Annotated in this window: 21 protein-coding genes, 1 pseudogene and 1 riboswitch; of the genes and pseudogenes, 8 read left to right on the top strand and 14 right to left on the bottom strand. The window is 70.9% G+C overall.

Going from position 1 to position 25,214, the window contains the following annotated elements; translation table 11 throughout:
- Positions 1–3: 3 nt before the first annotated feature.
- The gene (locus N8I87_RS37645) at positions 4–2,085 is read right to left on the bottom strand and encodes an MMPL family transporter (RefSeq protein ID WP_263215334.1); all 2,082 of its coding nucleotides are present in this window, start codon (positions 2,083–2,085) and stop codon (positions 4–6) included.
- A gap of 345 nt (positions 2,086–2,430) precedes the next feature.
- On the opposite strand from N8I87_RS37645, the gene N8I87_RS37640 reads away from it, so the two are divergent.
- Positions 2,431–3,096, top strand: a complete 666-nt coding sequence (locus N8I87_RS37640; protein ID WP_263215333.1) for a TetR/AcrR family transcriptional regulator — start codon at positions 2,431–2,433, stop codon at positions 3,094–3,096.
- On the opposite strand, the gene N8I87_RS37635 is transcribed toward N8I87_RS37640, so the two are convergent.
- The 12 genes and pseudogenes from N8I87_RS37635 to N8I87_RS37580 all read right to left on the bottom strand — a co-directional run bounded on the left by N8I87_RS37635 (position 3,057) and on the right by N8I87_RS37580 (position 16,948).
- Positions 3,057–4,421, bottom strand: coding sequence for an ankyrin repeat domain-containing protein (locus tag N8I87_RS37635; RefSeq protein ID WP_263215332.1), 1,365 nt, complete (start codon positions 4,419–4,421; stop codon positions 3,057–3,059). The two genes, N8I87_RS37640 and N8I87_RS37635, sit on opposite strands and share 40 nt — an antisense overlap.
- A gap of 27 nt (positions 4,422–4,448) precedes the next feature.
- Complete coding sequence (locus tag N8I87_RS37630; protein WP_263215331.1) at positions 4,449–6,263, bottom strand: ABC transporter ATP-binding protein; 1,815 nt, start codon at positions 6,261–6,263, stop codon at positions 4,449–4,451.
- A 316-nt stretch (positions 6,264–6,579) separates the two neighbouring features.
- Positions 6,580–8,643: a galactose-binding domain-containing protein gene (locus tag N8I87_RS37625; protein WP_263215330.1), complete on the bottom strand. Its 2,064-nt coding sequence runs from the start codon at positions 8,641–8,643 to the stop codon at positions 6,580–6,582.
- A gap of 274 nt (positions 8,644–8,917) precedes the next feature.
- Positions 8,918–9,271 (bottom strand): VOC family protein, encoded by a 354-nt coding sequence (locus N8I87_RS37620; RefSeq protein ID WP_263215329.1) that lies wholly within the window; start codon positions 9,269–9,271, stop codon positions 8,918–8,920.
- 174 nt (positions 9,272–9,445) lie between these two features.
- Positions 9,446–10,198, bottom strand: a complete 753-nt coding sequence (locus N8I87_RS37615; protein WP_263215328.1) for a CbtA family protein — start codon at positions 10,196–10,198, stop codon at positions 9,446–9,448.
- A 21-nt stretch (positions 10,199–10,219) separates the two neighbouring features.
- Positions 10,220–10,441: a CbtB domain-containing protein gene (locus tag N8I87_RS37610; protein ID WP_031170427.1), complete on the bottom strand. Its 222-nt coding sequence runs from the start codon at positions 10,439–10,441 to the stop codon at positions 10,220–10,222.
- A 36-nt stretch (positions 10,442–10,477) separates the two neighbouring features.
- Positions 10,478–10,627, bottom strand: a riboswitch (cobalamin riboswitch).
- A 66-nt stretch (positions 10,628–10,693) separates the two neighbouring features.
- The gene (locus N8I87_RS37605; protein ID WP_263215327.1) at positions 10,694–11,581 is read right to left on the bottom strand and encodes an STM4011 family radical SAM protein; all 888 of its coding nucleotides are present in this window, start codon (positions 11,579–11,581) and stop codon (positions 10,694–10,696) included.
- Positions 11,582–11,591: 10 nt separating this feature from the next.
- Positions 11,592–12,934, bottom strand: a pseudogene (locus N8I87_RS37600) (STM4012 family radical SAM protein).
- Entirely contained in the window at positions 12,931–13,758 is an 828-nt protein-coding gene (locus tag N8I87_RS37595) for an STM4013/SEN3800 family hydrolase (protein ID WP_263215326.1), read from the bottom strand. Before N8I87_RS37595 ends, N8I87_RS37600 begins: the two are co-directional and overlap by 4 nt.
- An 82-nt stretch (positions 13,759–13,840) precedes the next feature.
- Positions 13,841–15,046, bottom strand: a complete 1,206-nt coding sequence (locus N8I87_RS37590; protein WP_263215325.1) for an STM4014 family protein — start codon at positions 15,044–15,046, stop codon at positions 13,841–13,843.
- Positions 15,027–15,977: an STM4015 family protein gene (locus N8I87_RS37585; RefSeq protein WP_263215324.1), complete on the bottom strand. Its 951-nt coding sequence runs from the start codon at positions 15,975–15,977 to the stop codon at positions 15,027–15,029. The genes N8I87_RS37590 and N8I87_RS37585 overlap by 20 nt, the downstream gene beginning before the upstream one ends.
- A gap of 11 nt (positions 15,978–15,988) precedes the next feature.
- A complete protein-coding gene (locus N8I87_RS37580) occupies positions 15,989–16,948 on the bottom strand; it encodes an STM4015 family protein (RefSeq protein ID WP_263215323.1) in 960 nt (319 codons plus the stop codon).
- A gap of 173 nt (positions 16,949–17,121) precedes the next feature.
- Between N8I87_RS37580 and N8I87_RS37575 the strand changes: the two genes are divergently transcribed.
- From N8I87_RS37575 to N8I87_RS37565, 3 genes are read left to right on the top strand one after another with little or no spacing between them, the layout of a single operon-like run.
- Positions 17,122–17,448, top strand: a complete 327-nt coding sequence (locus N8I87_RS37575; protein ID WP_263215322.1) for a DUF8820 family protein — start codon at positions 17,122–17,124, stop codon at positions 17,446–17,448.
- A gap of 32 nt (positions 17,449–17,480) precedes the next feature.
- Complete coding sequence (locus tag N8I87_RS37570; protein ID WP_263215321.1) at positions 17,481–18,605, top strand: DUF6745 domain-containing protein; 1,125 nt, start codon at positions 17,481–17,483, stop codon at positions 18,603–18,605.
- 6 nt (positions 18,606–18,611) lie between these two features.
- Entirely contained in the window at positions 18,612–19,463 is an 852-nt protein-coding gene (locus tag N8I87_RS37565) for a GNAT family N-acetyltransferase (RefSeq protein ID WP_411577332.1), read from the top strand.
- A 67-nt stretch (positions 19,464–19,530) separates the two neighbouring features.
- Here the strand turns inward: N8I87_RS37565 and N8I87_RS37560 are convergent, their stop codons facing one another.
- Positions 19,531–20,661 carry a TauD/TfdA family dioxygenase gene (locus N8I87_RS37560; RefSeq protein ID WP_263215319.1) on the bottom strand — a complete coding sequence of 377 codons (1,131 nt, stop codon included), beginning with the start codon at positions 20,659–20,661 and terminating at the stop codon, positions 19,531–19,533.
- A 177-nt stretch (positions 20,662–20,838) separates the two neighbouring features.
- Between N8I87_RS37560 and N8I87_RS37555 the strand changes: the two genes are divergently transcribed.
- The 4 genes from N8I87_RS37555 to N8I87_RS37540 all read left to right on the top strand — a co-directional run bounded on the left by N8I87_RS37555 (position 20,839) and on the right by N8I87_RS37540 (position 25,211).
- A complete protein-coding gene (locus tag N8I87_RS37555; RefSeq protein WP_263215318.1) occupies positions 20,839–21,849 on the top strand; it encodes an AraC family transcriptional regulator in 1,011 nt (336 codons plus the stop codon).
- Between the two features lie 345 nt (positions 21,850–22,194).
- Positions 22,195–23,253, top strand: coding sequence for a beta-keto acid cleavage family enzyme (locus tag N8I87_RS37550; RefSeq protein ID WP_263215317.1), 1,059 nt, complete (start codon positions 22,195–22,197; stop codon positions 23,251–23,253).
- A 43-nt stretch (positions 23,254–23,296) separates the two neighbouring features.
- Positions 23,297–24,271: a quinone oxidoreductase family protein gene (locus N8I87_RS37545; RefSeq protein WP_263215316.1), complete on the top strand. Its 975-nt coding sequence runs from the start codon at positions 23,297–23,299 to the stop codon at positions 24,269–24,271.
- 19 nt (positions 24,272–24,290) lie between these two features.
- Positions 24,291–25,211 (top strand): TauD/TfdA dioxygenase family protein, encoded by a 921-nt coding sequence (locus tag N8I87_RS37540; protein ID WP_263215315.1) that lies wholly within the window; start codon positions 24,291–24,293, stop codon positions 25,209–25,211.
- Positions 25,212–25,214: the final 3 nt, after the last annotated feature.

Below are 25,214 nucleotides of genomic sequence, written 5' to 3'. Positions count from 1 at the left end.
AGGTCAGGCGTGCAGGCGCGGAAGCACGCGGTCGAGGCGGCGGGGCATCCACCAATTGGCCCGCCCCATAAGGAACATGGCGGACGGCACCAGGATCAGGCGGACCACGGTCGCATCCAGGATCACACTGATCGCCAGCCCCAGGGCGAGCATCTTCACAACCACGGTCGGCGAGGCGGTGAAGGACAGGAACACCGCCGTCATGATGAAGGCAGCACTGGAGATCACCCGCGCAGTCGCGGACAGCCCCTCGCCGACCGCGAGCCGGTTGTCCCGCGTGCGCTGCCAGGTCTCGGCGATCCGGGAGAGCAGGAAGATCTCGTAGTCCATGGAGAGCCCGAAGACGATCGCGAACATCATCATCGGCACGTACGACTCGATCGGCACCGGCTCCGACAGGCCCAGCAGAAAGTCGCCCCGGCCCCACTGGAAGACGGCGACCAGGACGCCGTAGGACGCGGCGGTCGTGAACAGGTTCAGGAAGACGGCCTTGAGCGGGATCACCACGCTGCGGAAGACCGCCATGAGCAGCAGGAAGGCGAGGACCAGGACGATGCCGATGACGATCGGCAGCCGCTCGCTGACCGTGCTGCGGAAGTCGGCCTGGCCCGCCACGGTGCCGGTGAGGTAGGCGCGGGCGCCGGTACCGTCGAGGGCTTTCGGCAGTGTCTGCGCGGACAGGGTCTCGAGCAGGGCGCCGGTGGCGGCGTCCTGCGGACCCGTGGTCGGCGTCAGGGTGGTGACGAGGATCCGGCCGTCGCCGCTCGGCCGGACGGAGGTGTACGACGCCACTCCCCGCGTGTCCTTCAGGGCCCGCGTGACGTCGTCGGCGATGCGGTCGGTCGACGTGTCCGTGTGGCGGAGGTCGACGACGGTGACGACCTGGCCGTTCGCACCCGGTCCGAAGCCTCGACCGGGCGCGTCCGCGATCCAGTCGTACGCGGTACGGGTGCTGCTGCCCGGCCGGTCCGCGCCGGCGTCGACATGCCCGAGGCGCATCGACATCAGCGGCGCCGCGCAGACGGTGAGCACGGCGAGACCGACGGCGAGAAACGTCCAGGGCCGCCGGGCGACCAGTTCCGCGTAGCGGTGCCAGCCGTCGCGTTCGCCCGCGCGCTCGGCGACCGGGCGGCGGCGCAGACGCGCCCGGTCGATGTACCGGCCGACCAGGCCCAGTGCCGCCGGCACCAGAGTGAGGGCGGCGGCAGCGGTGACGATCACGGCGACGGTGGCCGCGAGGCCGAGCTTGCCGATGAAAGTCAACCCGCACGCGTAGAGACTGAGCATCGCGACGGCGACGGTCACCGCCGCCACGAGAACGGCACGTCCGCTGGTGCGTGCGGTGCGGGCGGCGGCCTCGACCGGGCCGTGGCCGTCGATGAGGTCCTGTCGGAAGCGGGTGGTCAGGAACAGGGCGTAGTCGATGCCCACGCCCAGTCCGATCATGGTGGCCAGTGTGGTGGCGGACGTCGCGAAGGACGTGGTGGCGGCGACGATGCCGACGACGCCCAGGCCCACACCGACGCTGATCAGCGCGGTCACCAGGGGCAGCAGGGCGGCGAGGACGCTGCCGAAGGCGAGCAGCAGGATCGCGAGAGCGGTGACCATGCCGACGATCTCGCTCAGCTTGTCGTTGGCGGGGGTTCGGACGACCTGTTCGAGGTCACCGCCGTATGCGACACCGAGCCCCGCCGCCCGGGCCGGCTCGGTGGCGGTGTCCAGTTGGGCGGTGTAGGCGTGGCCGAGGTCCTTGAGCTGCCGGTCGAAGGAGACCGCGGTGTAGGCCGTGCGTCCGTCGCCGCTGGTCACCGGCGCGGAGACCGAAGTGACGTGCGGGAGGTCGCGCAGGTCCGTCAGCGTCCGGTCCAGTGCGGACCGCTGCCCGGCCACGGTGCCGGAGTCGGTGTGGAAGACCACCTTGCCGTTGGGCCGGCCGGCTTCGGGCATCGAGGTGGCGAGCAGGTCGGCGCCGGTGTGGGAGGTGGTGCCGGGCAGGCTGACCTGGTCGCTGAAGGTGGGCGAGGCGATATGGCGTCCCGCGAGGGCGGCGGCCAGGACGAGCAGCCAGAGGGCGATCACCGTCACCGGGCGCCGGGCACAGAGAGCCCCGAGGCGACCGAGCCCGGATCGGGCAGCGGGAACCTCGGTGGTCTGCCGGTGCCGGTCGGCGTCCGCCGGTTCAGCCGGTTCAGCCGGTTCCAGGAACGGTTGCTGGGGTCGGGGCACGGTGGTCTCCCAAGGAAAGTGTCACGAGTGACACGAACTCTAGAGACAAAGTGGCACGCATGACAATTGGCATCATGGGCACATGTGCGTCGGGGACCCCGTACGCACTCCGCCGGACGTCGGCGACCCGGCACGCACCCCACTCGTTGTTCATGACACGCGTGTCAATTGACAGCCGGGACACCATGTCGGAGGCTTCCTGACATGCCGAGTGAGAACGCCCCCGCGGGACTGCGTGAACGCAAGAAGGAGGAGACGCGGCGCCTGCTGCTCGAAGGCGGTGCGCGCCTGTTCAAGGAGCGTGGCTTCGAAGGCACCACCGTCGCGGACATCGCCGCTTACGCGAACGTCTCCGTGCGGACGTTCTTCCGCTACTTCGACAGCAAGGAGGCGCTGCTGCTGCCGGGCGGCGTCGAACTGTTCGCATATGTCGAGAACGCCCTGGCCGAGCGGCCCGCCGACGAGGATCCGCTGGACGCGGTGTGCAACGCCCTGCTGGCGGCCGCGAAGCCGTTCGCCGCGTCCACGCTGACCGCTCTCAGCCACCCGCTGGAGGACATCGAGAACGTCGTCACGACACGGCTCGTACAGGCCTTCTCGGACTTCGAGGAGCTCCTGACGGCTCTGGTGCTGCGCCGTCTGCCGCCGGACACGCCCGACGCCGACCTCAGGGCAGCCGTGATCGCGTGCGGAGCCCTGTCGGCGGTGCGAGCGGTACTACGGACCCGCCGCGCACGCCGTGCCTCGGGCATCGAGGACTCGGGCCCGGCACCGCTGCTGCGCGCCTTCGACATCCTGCGCGAACTGGGCGCCCCAGATCCAGCGGCACCTCACGATGCCGGCGGTGTCATGGCGTCGCCGTCCTCCTGACGCCGTCGCCACCGCCAGATCACGTCGGCGCGGTGGTCGTGCTCGAAGTCGGCACCGAGCGGCCCGAGCCGCTCGACCGCCCCGGCGGTGCGCGGATCGTCGCGCAGGGCGAGGCCGTAGGCGGCCTCCAGGCGCGCGAGTCGGCTCTCCTCGTGACTCAATGCCACCAAGGCATCGGCGACGGCCGGCGCACCGTCCCGTGAAACGGCCAGTGCCGCGGCCGCCGCAGCCCGTGTGTCGGCGTCCGGGTCCTCGGCCAGCAGGAGCACTGCTTGAGTGATCTCCGTATGGCGCGCGGCAACATGCATGCCTGCCGTGCACGCCGCGGCCCGTACCTCGGCGTCCGGGTCACGCATGAGCGTGATCAACGCGCTCCTGGCCTCGGACGTATGGGGAACTCCGTACGTGAACAGGGCATAGGGCACTTCGCGTCGCACGCGGGGGTCGGGATGGTCGGTGTAGCGCAGGCCGAGGGCCTCCTGGTCGGCATGCTCGTACTGGGTGAAGGCCGCGAGGACCTTGGCGAGCATCTCGCCGTCGGTCTCTTCGGCCGCCCAGACTGCCAGCAATTCCCGCTCCTTCTTCGCGTAGTAGGGACTGTTGCCCAGCAGGCTTCGCCTGCGCAGGAAATCCACCACGAACCGGCGGTGCGCCTGGTCAGGATGGTGGCGATGGGCCACCACCGCCGACCAGGTCTCGAAGCTGCGGCGCTCGGTGAGAATCCAGTAGGCCGCCGACCAGTCCACATGGATCTCGTCCGGCTGACGGACGGCACGGGTGACGAGTTCGTCGACGGGCGTCAGGACGCGGAAGGCCCACTCCAGCGAGGTCAGAATGGCTCCGTGCCCGGCCCGTACGACGCGTCCGCCGAGCGAGACCTGATCGACGTGGTCGTACTCGTCGTCCTGAACACGGACCGTCGCCGCGGCACCGAACACGCCTGTCCTGCGCCGCAGTTCCTCGGCCGCACCCGTCTCGTACCAGGCTCGGGCCAGGGCGAGAAGTCGTTCCCGGTCGGCCTCCGGAAGGCGCAGCCGGGGCTCCTTGCCCAGGACCGCGGAGAAGACCGCGGGCGAACCGCCGTCAACGGCACGCCACAGCGCATTGGTCCCGTCCGGCAGCGTCCGGTCCGGGTCGGCGCCGCCCTCCACCAACGCCTCGGCAACGGGTGCGTCGTACGCCGCCACCGCAACGCACAGCACCGGCAGCCCGTCCGTGTCCGCCGTGTTCGGATCCGCGCCCTCGTCCAGCAGGGCGCGCACCGCCTCGGCATCCCCTGCCCGGACCGCCGACACGAGCCGACTGTCGAGTCCGCCCTCGCGCATGTTCCCCGTCCCCCGTCCCTCGGTGTTTCAGTGCAGGTCGGCCCGTGCCGGGCTGTCGTCGAGGAAGCCCCCCGACTGGTGCTGCCACAGCTTCGCGTAGGTGCCGTCCGTCGCGAGCAGTTCCTGGTGCGTGCCCTGCTCGACGATCCGTCCGCGGTCCAGGACGATCAGTCGGTCCATGGTGGCGACCGTGCTCAGGCGGTGTGCCACCACGAGCGCCGTCCGCCCGTCCATGAGCCGCCACAGCGCCTCCTGGATCAGGATCTCGCTCTCGGAGTCCAGGGCGCTGGTCGCCTCGTCGAGCAGCAGGATCGGCGCGTCCCGCAGGATCGCCCTGGCGAGGGCCACCCGTTGGCGCTGCCCGCCGGACAGCTTGACGCCGCGCTCCCCCACCATGGTCCCGAAGCCGTCGGGCAGCGCATCGGCGAACTCCGTGACGTGCGCCGCCTCCGCCGCACGCCGGATCTCGGCGTCGGTGGCGTCCGGCCGGGCGAACGCGATGTTGTCCCGCAGGGTCCGGTGGAACATCGCCGGATCCTGCGGCACATAGGCGATCAGACTGCGCAGATCGGCCTGGCGCAGTCTGGCGATGTCCTGTCCTCCGATCACGATGCGGCCGCCGTCGATGTCGGTCATCCGCAGCAACAGCCGGGTGAGCGTGGTCTTTCCCCCGCCCGACCGGCCGACGAGTCCGATCTTCGCCCCGCTCGGCACGTCCAGGTCGAGTCCCTCGAAGAGGGGCTTCGCGCCGCCATGGGCGAAGGTCACCTTCTCGAAGCGGACGTCGGCGGCGGCGCGCAGCAGCGGCTCCGGCGTCGCCGAGTCGAGCACGGTCGGCGGCTCCATCAGCAGTTCGGTGAACTGCGCGGCCTCCGTCATGGAGCTCTCCAGTCGGCGGTAGATCTGGTTGAACTCGAACATGATCCGTGTCGCGTTGGTGTAGTACGTGAAGGCGACGACGACCGCCTCCACGCCGTGGCTGCCTCCGCCGAGCACGATCGCGAGCAGCAGGCCCAGCGCATTGGTCAGCACGGACATCGGCGCGACCAGCGTGTCGATGCGCAGGTTGCCGTAGTCCCACGATCGCAGGGTGAGCCGCCTCGACTCGGCGACACGGGAGCGGTGTTCGGCGGCCTCGCGTTCCTCCGCGGCGAAGGCCCGGACCGTGTCCATGTTCATCAGGCTGTCGGCGACATGGCCCGACACCCGGGCGATCGCCGCCTCGCGCTGGTCGACGAGCGCCTGGCGGCGGCGGATCAGGGGCACGACGCACGTCCCGGTCAGCGCGATCATCACCAGCAGCCCGACGACCAGCATCGGCTCGTAGCGCCACAGCACCACCGATCCGAACAGCAGTGGTACCAGGCTGCCCACGATCTGGAACGTCAGTGTGTCGACGAACTCCTCGAAGCGGGAGGCGAAACTCAGGACCCGCTTGGTCAGCGAGCCGGCGAAGTTGTCGTGGAAGAACGCGGCGTCCTTGGCGAACAGCTCGTCCATACCGATGACGTACATGTGCTCGATGCCCAGCGCGTCGCAGCGGTTGAGGCAGTGCAGGCCGATGCGCCACAGCGCCTCAGAGAGCAGCAGTACGCCGGCGAAGACGAAGACGTAGGTCAGCGTCGAACTCATCGCGATGTCGCTGTCGTCGGCGATGCGTCCGACGAGCTTGGCAACGACCAAGGGCGCCAGGTAGTTGATGCCGATGTTGCCCAGCGCCGGCAGCAGCATGGCGGGCACCGTCCATCGCCGGAGCCGGGCCAACTCCCGTCCGTAATAGCGCAGTGCGAGAAGCACCGAGCCCCTGCGCGGAGGAGCCTCACGTGATTCGGGCGATCCCATCCCAACCCTGTAGGTGTCGTAGGGCGGCCTGCCACGTGCTGCTTCCGTGAGCTGCCTTTGCCTCGGCAGCCGTGCGGAGCTGTCGTTCGGGAAGTGCCCTCGGTCGGTCGTCCTGCGACGCGTGGGCACAACGAGGGCGCCCCCACGCATATGCGTGGAAACGCCGAAGTGTCAGTACGGGGCGGGCCAGGAATCGCAGTGTCCCGCAACGGGGCCCGCACAGTCCAAGCGTTTTCCACGCAGATCGGACACGTTCCGTAGCAGCCGTGCCCGGTCTGCCCGCCCGCAGTGGGCAGGCAGGCCGGGCACGCCGCGGTCAGGAGCTGTAGACGCCGACCTCGTGGAGCGAGTAGCCCCAGCCGGTCCCGCGTTCCACGCCCTGGATGCGGACGTAGCGGGCCGGTGTGCCGGCGAACAGCGCGGTGTCCAGGCCGCCGTCGCCGGAGGTGGTGGACCAGGCGGTCTGCCAGTGCGCGCCGTCGGTGGAGAGCTCGATACGGTACGACTTCCCGTACGCGCGTTCCCAGTCGAGCGTGACGCGACCGACCCGGTCGGTGGAGCCCAGGTCGATGCGCAGCCACTGGTCGTCGCTCCAGCCGCTGGCCCAGCGGGTGTCCCGGGATCCGTCCACGGCCCGGCCCGGCGCATAGCTCGTGAACGGGTTCCACTCCGTCGAACTGGCCGTGGCCCCGGCGCCCTTGGCGAGGTTGACCCCGGCCTGGTGCCGCTCGGTGGCTCCCCAGGTGTGGAGGTAGGACTCGGCACCGCGGAAGAGGTCCTTCACCACGTCCTGGCCGCCGACGAGCCGGATGTCCTCGATCCAGTCCGGGACGAGCCCGTAGTGCGCGGCCCCGTCGGTGTTCAGGTCCCAGGTGCGCTGACCTGTGGTCTGCCGGTCGATGACTGAGCCGCCGTCGACACTGCGGAAGGGGTACACGACCTTGTTGGGGGCATCCGCGCCGCGGGGTCCCGGCCAGCCGCCGACGCCGTTCATGTCGGTGCCGTAGCCGTAGCCGACGTCGTACTTGTCCCGCAGCGCCTTCGTGCGGTCCGCCTCGGCCACGAAGCCCTCGGAGCCGTGCATGTACTGGGCGATGAATCCGCCGAGACCGTAGACCCGTTCGGTCCAGTTCAGGTCCATCCAGCTGTGCGAGGAGATGACGCCGGGGTACGCCTCCGACTCGAAGATGTCGAGCGCGCGGCCGACGGCCTTGACGCTCATGTGGTCGATCTCCAGCATCATCTTGCGTTTCATCATGCCGCGCACGGCGTACTCACCGAGGTCGGTGAGCCCGCGGACGTTGCACTGCGCGTCCGAGGCGTACGAGGGGACGCTCACGCCCGCCGGGAGTTTCGCCTCGGCGCCGGGCGCCGCGGCCGAGCCGATGGGGTTGTCGTGCTGGGGGCCGGTGCACTTCTCGGTCTTCCAGAAGGTGCCGGTGGACAGGAACTGCCCGACATTGATGGCCGTTCCGAGGCTGCCGGAGTCGAAGCGGACCCCGCACAGCGCGTTGTCGAACTTGTGGCACAGGAACATGCTGCGCACGCCCAGCGAGTACAACTCGTCCAGACCGGCGTCGATGTCCGCCTTGCTGCACTGGGAGATGTCCAGGATCTGCTTGCAGCCGAAGGGTTCGGAGGTCTCCACTCCCAGGATGACCGCCAGCTTGCCCTGCTTGATGACGTCCCGGGCCTGCGCACTGTCGGTGACGATCCTGAACCAGCCCTTGCCCGGGCCGCCGTACATCTTGTCGATGTAGGCCTGCAGGTCGTACGTCATCCTCGCCTGCAGTCGGATCGACGTCATCTCGTCGCAGCTGCGGTCCTTGAAGAAGTAGACCGAGCAGATGACACCGTTGGTGACGAGGTCGTTGACGAGCACCCGCTGGCCGCCGCGCCAGGCGCGTTCCACCCAGGCGTAGTAGTTCTGCTGGTGGGTCAGCGAGTCGTGGGCCGGCCAGTCCTTGAACGTGGGCCAGCCGACCGGGTCGTGTCTGCCGTCACCACCCTTGGTGATGAAGTCGAAGATCGCGAGGGAGCCGTCGGGGTAGTGCTCGGGGCAGTCCTTGAGGGCGTCGGCGATCCCGGCCTCGGAGAAGGTCTTGCCGCAGATGAGCCGCCCGCCGAAGGCCTCGTTGGCGAACAGGTGGTCGTGGGCGTCGACGAACCCGCGTACCTCGCCCTTGGCGTCGGTGCCGGTGAACGGCTCGCCGGTGACATTGATCTGGGAGTCCGGCGTGGGTCGTGCGGTCGGATCCCACCAGTGGTTGCCGGCCGCCGAACTCGGGGTGGGGCCGAGGACTGCGGCCAGTACGAGGAGGAGCAGCGAGACGACGGTGACGTCTTTGCGTCTGCGGTACGGGCGTCCGGTCACGGTCACACACCACGTCCCTCGGTCGGGGGGAAGCACGGCCGACGAGCCGGGCCGTGGTCCAAGGTCCGCAGACCCCCACCCGACTTGACATGACCCGCGCAAGACATGCCGACGAGGATCGCCACTGTTGCACGCGGAGTCAATAGCCGTGAACGGTCGACCTGCCGAACGGCGGCCCCCGACTCCCTACTGGAGGTCGCGGTCCTCGAGCGGGGTCAAAGTGCTGCGGATGCCTCCCCACTCGGCGGAGGCGATGGTCACCGCCGGTGTGAAGGCCCGGTCAGGCGGGCTGCCACAGTTCGATTCGGTTGCCCTCGGGGTCGGTGACCCAGCCGAATCGGCCGACGCCCTCCATGTCCTGCGTCTCGTCGGCCACGTCCGCTCCCTTGGCGCGCAGTTGCGCGAGCATCGCGTCCAGGTCGCGGACCCGGAAGTTGAGCATGGTCTGCTGGGCGCGGGACCCGAAGTAGTCGGTCTCGGACTCGAACGGCGCGAACACCGTCGGCCCGGCTCCCTGACGCCACAGGCCGTGCTCATCGGCGTCCAGGCCCAGGCAGTCGCGGTACCACGCGCTCAGGGCCGCAGGGTCGGTGGCCCGCATGAAGTAACCACCGATGCCAAGCACACGTTCCATGCCGCCATCTTGCCAGGACGGCGGGCGTGCGGGCGCTACGACCCCGGCTTGACGTCTGGCCAACGGGCTCCTCCGCTCGTCGCCTCCGTCGGTGTCCCGAGAACGCGAGAGGGCCCCTTGAATCCGCCGGTTCCGAAGGGCCCTCTTGTGTCCTGAAGGTGTGTCCTGAAGGGATCAGTGCGCGGCTGGAACCGCCCGCCCGGACGAGGCTGCCGCGGGCTTGGGATTGAGCATCCGCTCGGCCAACTCGCCGAAGACGAGGCCGAATCCGCCCCACAGCACCGTCTGGATGGCCAGCGCGGAGAGCCGGAACCGCCACAGCAGGGTGGCCGGGAAGTCCTTCGGCACCTCGTTGATGACGGGCAGGAACGCGAACGCGAGCCCGATGACGACGGCGAAGGCCGCCACCGCCGTGACGGTCGCGTACCAGGTGCCCAGCGAGGGCGCGAGCCGCTTGCCCAGGATGGTGGCGGCGATCGCGAGGAGCACGCTGAGCGCCATCATCAGGAAGTACAGAGTCGTCCGCTTGCCGATGGTGTCGGGATCACCCACGGAGGGCGGATTGGCCGGGTACTTGAGGAACGGCACGACGTACACGGCCAGCAGTGCGCAGCCGGACAGCAGCAGCGCGGTCGCCCGGGGGCTGAACCGGCCGACGCGGCCGAGCGCGAAGCAGAACGCGAGCGCCGCGATGCCGCCGAAGGCGACCCCATAGACCAGGACGCCGGTGGCGAGTCCGGCGGTGGACTGCAGGGAGCGGGAGACGACCTCCATCTCGTGCTCGTGGGAGTGCGCCTCCTCGAAGCTGATCGCGTTGCCGACACTCGGCTCACCGAGGAAGTAGGCGACGACGAGGGCGAGCACGCCGGCGGCCAGGCCGGCGAGCATGCCCCGCACGAGGAGGTTTCTTACGGTTGTGGAGTTCATGGTTGTGCGGCGCCCCTCGCGTCAGTGGCAGGGGAAGCCGAGCAGATGGCGGGCGTCGTGCACCCACTCGTGGACGTCCGTGCCGTTGAACACGGAGGTGGCGCCCTGCTCGGCGCCGACGAAGTACAGCAGGACCAGCATCAGGATGCCGAAGAAGACCGCCCAGGGTGCTATCGCCTTCAGCGGCAGCGTGGCGGGAACGACGGGGGTGGTGGCTGTCGGCTGGGCGACGGTCTGCGCCATGGCAGGGCCTCCTCTGGGAGTTCGCGTCCCATCTCGGTGGTGCACTGGACGACGGCCACGGGTCTGACTCACGAAACGCCCCAGGGGCCTCTCGCATACAGTGGCGCGACCGTGCCGGATTCCCACCGGCTTCCGTCTCGCCGTCGTCGATATCGCACCGACGGTACCGCGAGTCGGGAGCATGGCCAAGACCGCGTCCACCAGGCGTGATCTTCCTCTCCCACCGGGTGGCCCGGCGGAGCGAGCGTCCCGTCAACTCCCCGTCACGTGTGACGGGTGGAGGATCGGGGTCGCTGGGGCCATGGCCGGGACGCGTTCCAGGACGCCGCCCGCGAAGACGTCGTACAGGGGCAGCGTCTCCAGGTGCACATAGCCGATGTGGCAGTCGCAGGTGGCGAGTGGGCAGGGGCGGGGGCGCAGGGCGGCGCGGTAGGAGCCGTCGTAGAGGTTGCCCAGCGGGGTGGGTACGAAGTGGCAGCGGCGGACGGTGCCTTCGCCGTCGACGGAGATCACGGAGTCGCCGGTGCGGCAGGGCAGTCCCGCGCTGGTGTGCGGGTGCCGGCTGTACGGGAAGAGTGGGTCCAGGCCCGTCCACCGGGCGGCCTCCGCGTCGGTGTAGGTGTGTCCCTCGGCGGCGTTGACCCACAGGTAGACGTGCTCGGGCAGGTCGGCGCGCAGGCGCCGGGCCGCGTCGAGATGGTCAACCAGGCCGACGATGCCGACGCTGAAGCGGATGCCGTACGCGGTCAGTTCGTGGCATTTGGTGAGGAAGCGGTCGTACGGGGTCTGTCCGGGGTGGTAGGTGCACCACAGGGCCAGCGTGTCGGGGTCGGCCTCGGCGAGCCAGTCGGTACGGCAGCTGAGGTTGGTCTGGATCGCCACGCGCCGGATGTGCGGCAGGTGGGACAGGTCGGCGAGGGTGCGCCGGTACCAGGAGCGGACCAGGCCCTCTCCCCACGGGGTGAACAGGAGGGACAGGCGGTCGCCGGTCTGCCGCCGGGCCCAGGCCGCGAAGCGCTCCAAGGAGGCGCGGTCCACGCGCAGTTGGGCGCCGGTGTCGCGACGCTTGGCGAAGGGACAGTACGGGCAGTCGTAGTCGCAGGAGGCGAGGGGGCCCCGGTAGAGGAGGGTGAGGTCCATGGCGGGCCGGTCACTTCCTCTCGTAGGCGGCCATGGCGGCCCGGACCGCCGGGGAGAACAGGTCGGGGCCGATCGCGTCGGAGTGGGCGAGTCCCTCGGGGGTGAGCCTGAGCGTGGTGCCGTCGTCGGTCAGCCAGCCGCGGTCGGCGAAGCGGGTGAGTTCGGGGCCGAAGTGGTCGGCGGGGGCGGCCCCGAAGCGGGCGCGGTAGTCGTCGGGGCACAGGCCCTCGGCCTGGAGCAGGGACTGCAGGAGGTGACGGCGGCGGGCCTCGTCGGTGTCGATGGGGCGGCCGTACTCGGCGTGGGCCAAGTCGGCGGCCGGGCGGGAGACGTAGTCGTCGATGATCGCGCGTATCTGGTGCATGTCCACGGCGTAGTCGAAGGAATAGTGCAGACGGGCCGTGTAGGAGCGGGCACCGCAGCCCAGGCCGATCATCCCGTCGGTCTGGCAGGCGTGGTCGTCGGCGCCCTGGGGCGGGGCGTCGGTGCGGCGGAACATGCGCATGGACTGCTGGTTGTAGCCGTGCGCGAGGAGGTGGTCGTGGCCTGCGCGATACAGGCGCAGCCGCTGTTCGTCCCAGGCGGGGTCGGGGCCGCTACCGCGTCGGCCCAGGCCGGTCAGGGGGCGGACGTAGAGGGGGTAGAGGTAGAGCTCCTCGGGTCGCCAGGCGAGGGCCGCGTCGAGGGAATGCAGCCAGGTCCGTTCCGTCTGGCCGTCGATGCCGTAGATGAGGTCGATGTTGAGGACGGGGATGCCGGCGTCACGGATGCGGGCGAGGGCCGACTCCACGTCGGCGCGGCGCTGCGGGCGTACGGCGGCACGGGCCTCGGAGTCGACGAAGCTCTGTACGCCCAGGCTCAGCCGGGTGGTGCCGCGCTCGGCGAGGACCGTGAGCCGGTCGGCCGTGGCGGTGGCCGGGGAGGCCTCGACCGACAGCGGGACGGCGCGCAGGTCGGCGCCCATGCGGTGTTCGGCGATGTCACACAGCCGCTCGAGCTCGGGGCGGTGAGGAAGGTCGGGGTGCCGCCGCCGAAGGCCGCCGTGGCGAACCGGACCTCGTCCGTGTCCCCGAGCGCTTCCCGTACGGCCCCCGCCTGGCGCTCCAGCGCGTCCAGGTAGGCGCCGGTCAGGCCGTCGGTGGCGCCAATGCGGGTGAAGAGGTTGCAGAAACCGCAGCGGACTTCGCAGAAGGGGATGTGGAGGTAGAGGGAGAGGGTGTCCTTGGGCTCGGCCGCCCAGAGGGTGTTCAGCAGGGGGCGGTCGTGGAGTCGGCGGTAGGCGGTCTTGTGGGGGTAGGCGTAGACATAGCTCTGGTAGGGGCTGGTTGCCGTCGTCAGCTCGGCGGTGGTCATCGGGCGGCCTCCGTCGGGCGGGATGCGGGGTCCAGGAAGAACTGGGCGTAGGGCACGGTCCAGACGGACTCGTGGCCGAGGCGGTGGCCGGTGTATCCGTCGTCGCCGTAGGCGGTGCCGTGGTCGGAACAGACGACGGCGAAGCAGCGGCGTCTGCTGCTCGCGGCGGCGAAGAGCCGTCCGATGTGTCGGTCCACGTATTCCAGGGCGGCGGCGTGCGTGGCGCGGGTGTCGCCGGCCTCGCGGGTCGCGCCGGGCAGGTGGAACCAGTTCGGCTGGTGCAGGGCGGACACGTTGACGAAGAGGAACAGTCGTTTTTCTGTGGGCAGTTCCCGTACGACGCGTTCGGCGCGGGCCACTTGGTTCCCGAAGGAGTCGGGGTCGGTGACGCCGAACTCCGGTGCCCAGTGGGACTCGTGGAACAGGCCGGGCAGCACCGAGCCCAGCGGGCCCAGCTTGTTGAAGAAACCCACGCCTCCGATGCACACGGTGTGATAGCCCACCTCGGCGAGGCCGGAGACGAGATCCGGGGTGTCGTAGACGAACGTGCCCCGAGCGGTGGTCTCGCTCCCCGCGAAGCTCGCGGCGAACAGGCGCGGATGCGGGCCGGGGGCGGCCGGGGTGGGCAGGAAGCCCGCGAAGATCGCCTGGTGGGAGGCGTAGGTGAAGCTGCCCGGGGCGTGCCGCTTCTCCCAGCGGCCGCCGGGGAGGTGACGGGCCAGGTTCGGCAGGCGGCCCGCCGCGGCCAGTTCGGCGGCCACGTCGTAGCGGAGGGTGTCCAGGGTGACGAGGAGGAGGTCGTGGCTGCCGACGATCTCGTTCATGTCCGGCGCATGCGGAACATACGACTCATATGGCTCACCCGGCGCTTGAGGCGTGGTCGGGGCGCTCCGGGGCGGGAGCGGCTCAGGCGTCGGGGCGGGCGAGGGCATGCGGGTTTCCTTCTCTGTACTGGTGGTGCGAAGAGGCCGTCGGCCGGTCCGGAGCGAAGCGGCGCAGGGCGGCGGCCACCTGGGTGGCGTAGGTGTCTAGGCCCTCGGCGCCGCTGCCGGGCAGGCCGGTGAGGCGCGGCAGCAGGTCGCCGAACGCGTTCACCTCGCCCACCGCGGCTCGGCGCCAGCCCACGGCGGGCAGCAGATCGACGCCGACGCAGAGCGTGCGCGGGAAGCAGGCCGCGGCCCGCTCGCACACGTCGAGCAGATCGGTCCAGTGCGCGCCCGCCGCCTCGACGGCCTGCCGGGCCGCGTCGAGATCGCCCCGGCGGCCGCCGAGGTGGAGATTGGTCAGGGGTGAGCGGCTGGTGCGGACGACCGCGTGGGTGGCGCGGCCGGCCACGACGACGACGCGCAAGTCGGCCGCGCGCCCGTCCTGGGAGGCCTTCGGCAGCCAGCGCTCCAGATGCAGCCCGTCCGGGGCGAGCGCGTCGACGACGGCCGCGATGTCCGACTCGCGTTCGTAGCGGCGTACCTTGAGGGAGTTGTAGAGGCGGCCGTCCGCCGCGCGTTCCACGGATGTGGTCGCCCTGATCCGGCCGCCGCCGCCCGACTCCACGGCGAGCACGCCCGAAGCGGACGAGCCGTGCGCGGGTTTGACGAACAGGCGGGGCATGCGGTGTTCCCGCATCAGCGCCCGTACGTCGTCCCAGCCACGAACGGGTGCGGCTTTGGGTCCCGAGGTGGGTGAGTCGGGCACCGGCACGCCGGCCGCGTCGAGCACGGCATGGCAGCGCCGCTTGTCGAAGAGCACGGGAAGGTCGGTCGGGTCGTCGAGCCGGATGCCGCCGCGCAGCCCCCGCAGCGCGGCCATGAACCCGGTGTACCAGCGTGCCGAACCTTCGACCCGGGTGGGGTCCTGGGCACCGCGCAGCAGCCGGTCGACCTCGGCGTTCTCACCGGGTGAGTCGATCCGGACGATCTCCTCGGCCCCGAACTCGACGCCGAACTCGGCCCTGGACTCGGCTCCGCCCGCGCGCAGCACGTCCGTCCAGGCGACGATGCGCGGGGCGGCGAGTCCGGCCGTGCGCACCGCGTCCCCGAAGAGGGTGACGCGGCGGTTCTCGGGGTTGCCCACGACCGCGAAGCGCGGTCCCGGGTCATTCGCCGACGGCGACATAGCGTGCCTCGGGGTTGTACGAGCTTCGGGGCGCCGGAGTGAGGGCGAGGTCGACTCCGTGCGGCTCCAGCGTCTCGCGCAGGCGCTGGGCCAGTTCGTCGCTCAGGAAGTTGTACCGCAGGTCGAGAGCGCGCAGATGGGTCAGGGGCCGGCCCGACAGGAGTGCGCCCGCGCCCTCGTCCCCGAGGGTGCCCATGCTGAGGTCGACCGAGGTGAGGCCCGCGACGACCGGTGCCTGGGCCACCGCGGCGGCCACGGCGTCCTGGATGTCGCTGTTCTTCACCCCCAGGTGGCGCAGTTCGGGGCAGTGGCCCAGCGCGGTGAGGAGCGCGGTGACGTCCTCGGCCTCGCATTCGCCGCCGAATTCGGGGGTGCCCAGCCACAATTCCAGGTGGCGCAGGGCCGGGAACGTGCAGGCGGCCAGGGCGCGGACGGGCTGCGCGGGCATCCCCCCGGACTCGATGCGCAGGGTGCGCAGCCGCTCGTGGCGCACGGGCTCGATCACCAGCCCCTCCGCCCCGCGCACCCCGATCTCCTCCAGTTCGGGCCAGGCGCGCAGGACGCGGGAAAGGTGCCCCTGACGGATCCAGGAGATCTCCGTCTCCTCGGACTCGACGTCCGCGAGGAACAGGGCGCGCAGCCGGGGGAACCGATGTGCCTCGGCCGTGAGCAGGTCGAGGACGGGGTCGATGCCGTGTTCGTCCCACGACTGCCACCAGGCGCCGATGACGAGCGCGGTGACCTCCTCGGCGTGGACCTCGTCGAGGAATCGCCGCCACAGCGGTTCGAAGGCGTGCTGACGGTCGGCGCTCAGCTTCCATGCGACCGAGGCGGGTTCGGGACGGGGCCGGCCACGGCCGTCACCGTCCGCGTCGAAGAGGTGTACGGGCAGACCGTGGAACTGCTTGAGGTACGAGGGGTAGTGGTTCATGGGGCTCGGGCTCACTCGCCCACGGCCACGTACCGCCACACCGTGCCGTCGTCGTCCTGGTCCTCGTCGGCGTCGTCGCGGTCGAGGTCCACTTCGACGCCGGCGAGCTCCAGGGTCTGACGTATCCGCTCCACAAGCGGCTCGCTGAGGTAGTGATGGTGGAGGTCGAGCCGCTTGAGGTGGGTGAGCGGCTGACCGGCGAGCAGGGCGGCGCCGCCCTCGTCCGAGAGGACACCCATGGACAGGTCCAGCACCTCCAGCCGGGCGACGACCGGTGCGGCGGCGACCGCGGCGGCGACGGCGTCCTGCATCTCGCTGTTGCGCAGCGCCAGATGACGCAGGCGCGGCAGCCGGGCGCCGGACAGGATCGGCTCCAGATCGGCGGCCTCGCTGTCACCGCCGTAGTCGGGGGTGCCCAGCCACAGGTCGAGCTGCTCCAGCGCGGGCAGGTCGCTGGCGCCCACGCCCCGGACGACCTCGGCGGGCAGGCCGCCGCTCTCCATGGTGAGCCCGCGCAGCCCGGTGTGGCGCAGGGCGGGGAAGCTCAGCCCTGATCCGCCGCGCACACCGAACTCCTCCAGGTCCGGGAAGCCGGCGAGGAGCGGGGTGACATCGGTCTGGTTGATCCAGGAGATCTCGCACTCCTCCATGACCATGTCGCCCAGGAACAGCGCCCGCAGGGCGGGGAATCGGTCCCGCGCGGCCAGCAGCGCCTCGATCACGTCGTCCGGGTCGGTGTCGTACGCCTCCTGCCAGGCACCGACTATCAGGGCCCGTACGCGGGTGGTGTCGACGGCGGCGCAGAAGCGGGCGAAGGCCTCCGTCCAGTCCTCGTCCGCGTCGTACACGTCGCTGGTGATGCGCCAGGCGACGGACTCCGCTTCGGGCAGGTCGTCCGTGCGGGCGTCCGGGCCGGGGAAGGTGTGGGCAGGCAGCCGGTACAGCGCGTCGAGGTGGTCACCGATGGTCATGCGGCTGCTCCTGTGGCGAAAGTGGGTCGTCCGTTCCGTGATGCCGCAGTTCTACCAAGAAGCACTGACAACGGGGTGCTGGGGGCCTTGGTACGGCCCGTTGTCAGTGGCGGCTTCTACTGTCTGTGGCATGAGGCCGGTGCGCGGTGCCCCGGCCGGAGGGGAGGCATGCCGTGTACCGGCAGGGAGACGTGCTGATCGTGCCCGTGACCGAGGAAGCGGTGCCGTCGCATGTCGCCGCGGCGCCGAGGGAGCCGCGCGACGGGCGGGGCCGGCTCGTGCTGGCGCTCGGCGAGGTCACCGGTCATGCGCACGCGATCGTCGGGCCGGGCGAACTGGTGCGGGAGCCGGGGCCGTTCGGACCGATGCTGCTGCATCTGCCCCAGGACGGACGGGTGGTCCACGAGGAGCACGCGGCGATCGCCCTGCCCAAGGGGTGGTACCGGGTGATCCGGCAGCGGGAGTACGTGCCGGGGTCCGTGCGGATCGTGGCGGACTGAGCGAGGTACGGCGGAAGGTGACGGAGCAGACGATGAGCAACGTGGACAGCGCGGCGGAACTCGGCACGCGGGCCGGGGTGTTCGAGGAGACCGCGCTGTGGCGCGCGTGTGCCGCGAAGACGGCTCCCGCCGACCGGGAGCGCGCCGAGCGGGGTGTCCGCCTGGCCTATCGACGGGCCGGGCTCGCGGAGCCTGAGCGCGTGGTGTGGGCCGGCTCGCCCCGCGAGGCGATCACCCTGATACGCGGCATGGAGGACACCGGTCCCAGTGTCCGGGAGGCGGTGCGCACCGCTCCGTGGGCGGTCGAACGCGGCCGACTCCACGCGGAGTTGGGGGCGGTGGGCTGGTCGGCGCACTGGGCGGTCACCGGCGGCGTGCTGTGGGAGAACACGCAGGCGCTCGTGGAACGCATCCGCCAAGGCGTGCTGGAGGAGCTCACCGGCACAGCCCCGGGCGGCCCTGGCGGGGCCGCGGGTCCCGGTGCGTCCGAGGAGGACGGAACGCCGGACCGGGCGGCCCGCTCCCGCCAAGAGGCGGAGATCCGGCTGCTCCTGCTGGACGCCGTACTGGGCCAGCACGACGCACCCTGGCTCGCCGCCTTCCCCACCGACCGGGCGCCGCTCGACGGGCTGGGCGAAGTGTGCCGGAGCGCCGGCTGGTGGTGGCCGTTCGCCAAGGTGGCGGTCGTGTGCGAACGCCCCGCCGTCCTGCACCGCGACGAAGCGGGCCGCCTGGACCGTGGGCACGGCCCGGCCCTCGCCTATCCGGACGGTTTCGCCCTGTACGCCTGGCGCGGCATGCCCGTTCCGGCCGCCTTCCTCGCGGAGCTTCGCACCCTGACGCCGGAGCGGATCCGCGCCGAGGAGAACGCCGAGCTGCGCCGGGTGATGCTGGAGTACTACGGCTACGACCGCTACCTCGAGGACTCCGGAGCACGCCCCGTGCACCAGGACGAGACGGGCACGCTCTGGCGGATCGACCTGGACGGTGACGAGGCGGTCGTGATGGTGGAGGTCCTCAACTCCACGCCGGAGCCGGACGGAACCCGGCGCACCTACTGGCTGCGGGTCCCGCCGAGGACCCGGACGGCCCGGGAGGGCGTCGCCTGGACGTTCGGGGTGTCGGCGGAGACGTACGCGCCGCTGCGGGAGACGTGAGCCGGGATGCGCCGGATGAGCGACTCGCTGTGTGCCCGTATCGAGCGGTACTACGCCACCGTGCCCCTGCTGTTCGCGGACGCCGAAGAGCACGGCCCGCTGCGGCTGTTCGTGAGAAAGGAGCCGGGAACCCCTTATTACGGCGGTCCGAACCACGCTCAGCCCACCGAGGAGGGCTCCGGAAGCGTCACCTCGGCCGACATCGACCGCGTACGCGCCCGGCAACGTGAACTCGGCGTACCGGAGGCCTTCGAGTGGCTCGCCGAGGCCGCCCCGACCCTGCGCGCCCACATCGAGGCCGCCGGCCTCCCGGTGGCGGAACGCCCGTTGATGGCCCTCGACCCACACCACCGGCTCCCCGCGCAGCCCCTGCCGGCCGGCGTCACGATCCGTGCGCTGACGGCGGACGATCCGGCCCTGCCCGCAGTCCTCGCCCTGCCCCGCCTGGCCTTCACCAAGAACACGGCAGCGGGCTCCGCAGGGCCGAGGCAACTGCAAGCAGAGGCCGAGAAGTTGATCGCGGACGGCACCGTCGAGACCATCCGCCCCAGCATCCGCGCCGGGCACAAACGACTCGTCGCCGCCCTCGTACCGGACGGCACCCCGCTCGCCGCCGGCCACTACCACCCGGCAGGCGGCACCACCGAGATCGGCGGTGTCGGCACCCTCCCCACCGCACGCCGCCAGGGCCTGGCCGCGGCCGTCACGGCGGCTCTGGCCACCCACGCTCGCGACCACGGGGTGCACACGGTCTTCCTCGCGTATGCGGAGGACACCGTCGCCCGCATCTACGCGCGCCTGGGCTTCCGCCCTGCGGACATCACGCTGCTGATCGCCGACCAGCCCGCGAGGTCGTGAGCGCGCGGCACCGCATCCGCAGCCGACGGAAGGATCAGCCGGCCGCACCGTCCCGTGATCAGGCTGATCAGGCAGGTCGCCCCGGTGTCGGCCGCGGCCTTCCCGACCTCCTCAGTGAAGTGTGCGCCGGACGCAGCGCCCGGGGGCGAATGACGTCGCGCGGCGGGATGCCGGCGCGCGTGTGCGGGGCGCCGTGGCGTTCGGCGGGTCCGTCGGGCAGCGGATGTGTCTCCTGCCGGGCCAGCCACAGGCGCAGCAGGTGGCGTTTGCTCCCTGGCTCGGAGTGGTCCTCGAAGGGGGTGCGGCCATGGAGGACGACGTGGTTGTCCACCAGGAGCAGGTCACCAGCCCGCAGGTCCAGGTCCAGCCGGAGGGCCGCGGAGGCGGCCGTCGCGTCCACGAGGTCGAACAGCTCCCGGTCCGCGTCGGGCGGCCCCGTCCTGCGCCCGTTCTGGAGGAGGGCCTCTCCCGCCTCCAGGCACTCCCGGTCGTACCGCATGCTGGGCCGGGTACCGTGCCGGGTGATGAGCGGGGCGCCCAGATAGGACCGTTCGCCCGGGACGTCCTTCTCCTCGCACTGGGCGAAGAAGTAGGTGTCGTAGAGGCGCCGGGTGAAGTCGGGACGGGCGGCGAGCATCGTGTTGTGCACGGCTGCCGCACTGGCCAGGACCGTGCGTCCGCCGGAGCGGGCCGGCCGCAGGCACAGCAGGCCGAGCAGGTCCGACTCGTCCGTGTGGAGCGGCAGCCCCGGCCGGGTCGGGTAGGAGGGCGGGCGGGCGGAGTCCTCCCTGGGGTCCGCCTCCCGGATGTGGCACAGCGTGCGTCCGTCGGCGGTCTGCGGTACCGGCCGCCCCAGGTACTGGCCGACACCCCGCAGCACGGTGCTCGCGTCCGTGTCGCCGAGCCCGTCCACCGGCAGGCCGCGGATCAGGACGAAGCCGCGGCCTGCGCGCAGCAGCGCGGCCGCGTGCTCCAGCTCGGCACTGACGCCGGGCAGGGGGAAGTCGTCCCTGGTCATCCTGAGCAGGGTGGCGCCCCGGGCACGCGCGGTGCGCAGGGCGGTGCGCAGTTCGTCGCGGTGGTGCGCGGTGAGCCGTACGACCCAGTCCTCGCGGCCCGCGAGGTCGGGGCCGTACCACAGAGCGGGGCCGGTGAAGGGCTGGACCGGGCCGATCCGCGAGTGTGCCGGCTGGGCCATGTGCCGCCTCCCTGTCTGACGCGCCGGTACGGCCGTCGGGCGTGTGGGCGATGGACGTGCGGCCCGTGTGCCGACCGGGCTCGCGTTGCAGGGATGGTATGGATCGGTTGCGCGCGATGCTTGACCCGAGGAGACGGGAAACTTAACTTCTGGGGACCCGTCCCCTGGAGAGTGTCCATGAGGCCCCTGTCCCGCACCGCCGCGCTGAACGGCTATGTGGAGCTGAGCCGGTCCTTCGGTCTCGATCCCCGCGCGCTCATGCGGGGCGTCGGTCTGGACACGGCCGACCTGGCCGTGCAGGACCGGTGGATCTCCGGCGCGGCCGTGGCCCGGCTGCTCGACCTCACGGCCGCCGCCTGCGGCCGCGATGACTTCGGCCTCCTGCTGGCGGAGCGGCGCCGCTTCTCCAATCTGGGCCCCATCAGTCTGCTCGTACGGGAGGAGCCCGACGTCCGCAGCGCCCTGGACCTGCTCATCCGCCACCAGCACACCTACAACGAGGCTCTCAGCACCCGCCTGTCCGAGGCGAACGGGGTCGCCACGCTCAAGGTGGACATCCGGCTGGGTGAGACGGCACCGGTCCGGCAGGCGGTGGAACTCGCCGTGGGCGCATTCCACCGCATCCTGTGCGGGTTCCTGGGCAGCCAGTGGCGACCGGCGTCGGTGTGCTTCGCACACCCGGCGCCGAAGGACACCGGGACGCACCGCCGAATCTTCGGGCCGCTGACGCAGTTCGACCGGTGCTCCAACGGCATCGTCCTGTACACCGAGGACCTGGATGCCCCCAATGCCATGGCGGACGCGCAACTGCGCAGCTACACCCGGCAGCTCTTCGAGCCCATCGCGGCTCCCCCCGAGGGCGGTGAGGCGGATCGGGTGCGCGAGTTGATCGAGGCGCTCCTGCCGACCGGCCGGTGCTCCATCGAACAGGTCGCACGCAGCCTCGGTGTGGACCGGCGCACCGTGCACCGGCATCTGGCCCGATCGGGCCAGACGTTCTCATCGCTGCTCAACTCCACGCGTACGGCGCTCGCCGAACGGTTCGTGGCGAATCCCAACCGGTCGCTGACCGAGGTCTCGACCCTGCTGGGCTTCTCCTCGCTGAGCGCGTTCTCGCGGTGGTTCCGTGATCAGTTCGGGACCGGCCCGCGGGAGTGGCGCAAGGCGCGAGCCGCATCCCGGGACTGACAGGGCAGCCGACGCCCACCGGCCCGGAGGTTCAGGCCGGCCGCGGGCGACGCGTGCGGGCCTCGTGTCCCGAAATGACAAGTCACCTGTCCCTCCAGGGCAAACGGGCCGGAAGTGACCGCCCTACGGTGACACCACCGCACAGCCGGTCGGTCCGGAGGGCACGCTCCGTCACTCCCCTCGGGCGTGCTTCTCCGAACCGACCGCAATTCCCACCCGGGTGCGTCGTGCCCCGTCCCTCTCACGACCGGCGCCGGCAGCTGTCACCCGCGTCCCGGTCGTCGCATCCGCCGATGCCCTCGGCACGCGATCACCCCACTCGACTTATCGACAAGGAGATGCATCGTGCACTTCCACGACGACTCGCTGTTCCCCGAGAACCAGGAAAAGCTGGTGATCCAGGCCGCCCCGTACGGCCCGGAGTGGCTGCCCGGGGACGCGGACGACATTCCGGTCACCATGGACGAGCACGTACAGGCCGCTGTCGACTGCTACAACGCCGGAGCCACGGTGCTGCACATCCATGTGCGCGAGCTCGACGGCCGGGGCTCCAAGCGGATGTCGATGTTCAATGAGCTGCTGGGCCGGCTGCGCGAGGCGGTGCCGGACATGGTCCTGCAGATCGGCGGCTCCATTTCCTTCGCTCCGGAGGGCGAGGGCGGCGACGCGAAGTGGCTCGCCTACGACACCCGCCATCTGCTGGCCGAGCTCGACCCGGCCCCGGACCAGGTCACGATCGCCATCAACACCAGCCAGATGAACATCGTCGAGATCATGAACGACGACGATCTGGAGGGCACCTCGATCGCGAAGCCGGACTACTACCGGGCCTACCGGGACATGGTCGTCGAGGCCGGTCCGGAGTTCTATCTCGAACACCTCAAGCGGCTGCACGCGAACGGCATCCAGCCGCACTTCCAGCTGGCCCACCTGGCACAGCTGGAGACCGTGGAGCGACTGATCCGCGCCGGCCTCTACACCGGTCCGCTGATCCTCAACTACGTCGCCATCGGCGGCGGTTTTGCCGGACGGCACCCCGCCGACCTGGTCGAGTTCATCCGCCGCGTCCCGGACGGCGCCGTCCTCACCATCGAGAGCTCCATGCGCGCCGTGGCCCCCATGAACGCCGTCGCCATCGCCCTCGGCCAGCACGTCCGCGTCGGCAACGAGGACAACCTCTGGCGCGGCAAGGGCGAGCGCATGTCGTCGGTGGAGCAGGTCGAGCAGATGGTCAAGATCTCCGAGGCGCTCGGCCGCGAGATCGCCACCGGGGCCGACGCCAGGCGGATCTACCAGCTCGGCGAGTACTACGCGGACGCCGACGAGACCCTCGCCCGGCTCGGCATGGTGCCCAACCGTGTTCCCGGCCGACGCGGTTTCATGCTGCGCGACGTCTCCGCCTGACCGGCCCGCCCTCCCCCACCCGTACGACCCTTCGGAGCTCTTCGTGGCCAACGCCGTCCGCTTCTACGAAACCGGTGGACCTGACGTCCTGACCTGGGAGGAGGTGAGCGTCGGCGATCCTGGGCCGGGCCAGGTGCGCATCCGGCACGAGGCGGTGGGGCTCAATTTCGCCGACACCTACTTCCGTACCGGGCTCTACCCGGTACGCCTGCCCGACGGCATCGGTGTCGAGGCCGCGGGCGTGGTGGAGGCGGTCGGCGAGGGCGTCACCCACGTGACCGAGGGAGACCGGGTGACGTACACCGGGAGCCCGCTCGGCGCCTACAGCACCGAGCGGGTCATGGACGCCTCGCACCTGATCGGGCTGCCCCCCGAGATCGGCTGCGAGACGGCGGCCGCGATGACCATGCGCGGCCTGACAGCGGCCTATCTGCTGCGTAGGATCCACCCCTTGCGGCCCGGGGACACCGTGCTGCTGCACGCCGCGGCCGGCGGTGTGGGGCTGATCGTGTCGCAGTGGGCCGCGCTGCTCGGCATCCGTGTGATCGGGACGGTCTCCAGCGAGGAGAAGGCGGAGATCGCCCTGGCGCACGGATGCGAGCACGTCATCCGCTACCGGCACGAGGACGTACCCGCCCGGGTCCGCGAGCTGACCGACGGCGCGGGCGTCCGCGTCGTCCTCGACAGCATCGGCAAGGACACCTTCACCGGCTCGCTGGCGTCGCTGGCCCGCCGTGGCCTGCTGGTCTGCTTCGGCACCGCGTCCGGACCCGTGCCACCGATCGACGCCATGCAACTCGCCGTACACGGCTCGCTGTTCGTCACACGCCCCGCCCTTGCCGACTACATCACCGACCCGGCCGAGCGCGACGCCCTGGCCGAGGAACTGTTCGGCCACGTCGCCGCGGGCCGCATCACCATCGAGATCAACCAGCGCTACGGCCTCTCGGACGCCGTACAGGCCCATCGCGATCTGGAAGCCGGCCGGACCACGGGCTCGTCCGTCTTCGTCCTGTGAAACCAGGGAGTGATCACCCATGCCAGACACCCTCTCACCGTCCCAAGGGCGGGCCCCGGCGCTCGTCCGCCCGGCCGCCCTGCGCACCTCGATCGAGGTCGAGCCGCTCACCTGCACCATCGGAGCCGAGCTCAGCGGCGTGAACCTGGCCGACGCCGCCCGAGACGACGACCTGTTCGCACAGCTCAAAAGCCTGCTGCTGCAGTACAAGGTCCTGTTCCTGCGGGACCAGGACATCACGCGCGCCGACCATGTCGCCTTCGCCGAGCGGTTCGGTCCGCTGGAGGAGCACCCCGTCGCCGACAGCGACCCCGACCACCCTGGCCTGGTACGCATCTACAAGGACCTGGACAGCCCGGCCGAGCACTACGAAAACGCCCTGCACACCGACGGCACCTGGCGCACCGACCCGTCCATGGGCGCCGTGCTCCGCTGCATCGAGTCTCCCCCGGTGGGCGGCGACACGATCTGGGTCAACATGGCCGAGGCCTACCGGCGGCTGCCCGAGCACATCAAGACGCAGATCGAGGGGTTGCGCGCCCGGCACAGCATCGAGGCCTCCTTCGGCGCCGTACTGCCCGAGGAGCAGCGCCACGCGCTCAAGGAGCGGTTCCCCGACGCTGAGCACCCCGTCGTCCGCACCCATCCGGAGACCGCCGAGAAGATCCTCTTCGTCAACGCGTTCGCCACCCATTTCGTCAACTACCACACGCCCCGCAACGTCCGCTTCGGGCAGGACTACGCACCGGGCGCGAGTCATCTGCTCACCTATCTGATCAGCCAGGCGGCGATCCCCGAGTACCAGGTGCGCTTCCGCTGGCGGCCGAACAGCGTCGCCATCTGGGACAACCGCTCCACCCAGCACTACGCCGTCCAGGACTACTGGCCCGCCGTCCGCAAGATGGAGCGCGCCGGGATCGTCGGCGACAGACCGTTCTGACCT

The sequence above is a fragment of the Streptomyces sp. HUAS 15-9 genome (assembly GCF_025642155.1).
In the GTDB taxonomy this organism is placed as follows: domain Bacteria; phylum Actinomycetota; class Actinomycetes; order Streptomycetales; family Streptomycetaceae; genus Streptomyces.
The sequence above is the reverse complement of the archived record's forward strand: the minus strand, read 5'-3'. Positions and strand labels throughout refer to the sequence as shown.

Excerpts from the sequence above, each read along its gene's own strand:
- N8I87_RS37560 (WP_263215319.1), bottom strand. The coding sequence starts at position 20,661 with ATGGCCCAGCCGGCACACTCGCGGATCGGCCCGGTCCAGCCCTTCACC.
- N8I87_RS37590 (WP_263215325.1), bottom strand. The coding sequence starts at position 15,046 with ATGTCGCCGTCGGCGAATGACCCGGGACCGCGCTTCGCGGTCGTGGGC.
- N8I87_RS37540 (WP_263215315.1), top strand. The coding sequence starts at position 24,291 with ATGCCAGACACCCTCTCACCGTCCCAAGGGCGGGCCCCGGCGCTCGTC.
- N8I87_RS37615 (WP_263215328.1), bottom strand. The coding sequence starts at position 10,198 with ATGAACTCCACAACCGTAAGAAACCTCCTCGTGCGGGGCATGCTCGCC.
- N8I87_RS37605 (WP_263215327.1), bottom strand. The coding sequence starts at position 11,581 with ATGGACCTCACCCTCCTCTACCGGGGCCCCCTCGCCTCCTGCGACTAC.
- N8I87_RS37635 (WP_263215332.1), bottom strand. The coding sequence starts at position 4,421 with ATGCGCGAGGGCGGACTCGACAGTCGGCTCGTGTCGGCGGTCCGGGCA.
- N8I87_RS37580 (WP_263215323.1), bottom strand. The coding sequence starts at position 16,948 with ATGACCATCGGTGACCACCTCGACGCGCTGTACCGGCTGCCTGCCCAC.
- N8I87_RS37585 (WP_263215324.1), bottom strand. The coding sequence starts at position 15,977 with ATGAACCACTACCCCTCGTACCTCAAGCAGTTCCACGGTCTGCCCGTA.
- N8I87_RS37640 (WP_263215333.1), top strand. The coding sequence starts at position 2,431 with ATGCCGAGTGAGAACGCCCCCGCGGGACTGCGTGAACGCAAGAAGGAG.
- N8I87_RS37610 (WP_031170427.1), bottom strand. The coding sequence starts at position 10,441 with ATGGCGCAGACCGTCGCCCAGCCGACAGCCACCACCCCCGTCGTTCCC.
- N8I87_RS37620 (WP_263215329.1), bottom strand. The coding sequence starts at position 9,271 with ATGGAACGTGTGCTTGGCATCGGTGGTTACTTCATGCGGGCCACCGAC.
- N8I87_RS37565 (WP_411577332.1), top strand. The coding sequence starts at position 18,612 with ATGCGCCGGATGAGCGACTCGCTGTGTGCCCGTATCGAGCGGTACTAC.
- N8I87_RS37630 (WP_263215331.1), bottom strand. The coding sequence starts at position 6,263 with ATGGGATCGCCCGAATCACGTGAGGCTCCTCCGCGCAGGGGCTCGGTG.
- N8I87_RS37555 (WP_263215318.1), top strand. The coding sequence starts at position 20,839 with ATGAGGCCCCTGTCCCGCACCGCCGCGCTGAACGGCTATGTGGAGCTG.
- N8I87_RS37595 (WP_263215326.1), bottom strand. The coding sequence starts at position 13,758 with ATGAACGAGATCGTCGGCAGCCACGACCTCCTCCTCGTCACCCTGGAC.
- N8I87_RS37570 (WP_263215321.1), top strand. The coding sequence starts at position 17,481 with ATGAGCAACGTGGACAGCGCGGCGGAACTCGGCACGCGGGCCGGGGTG.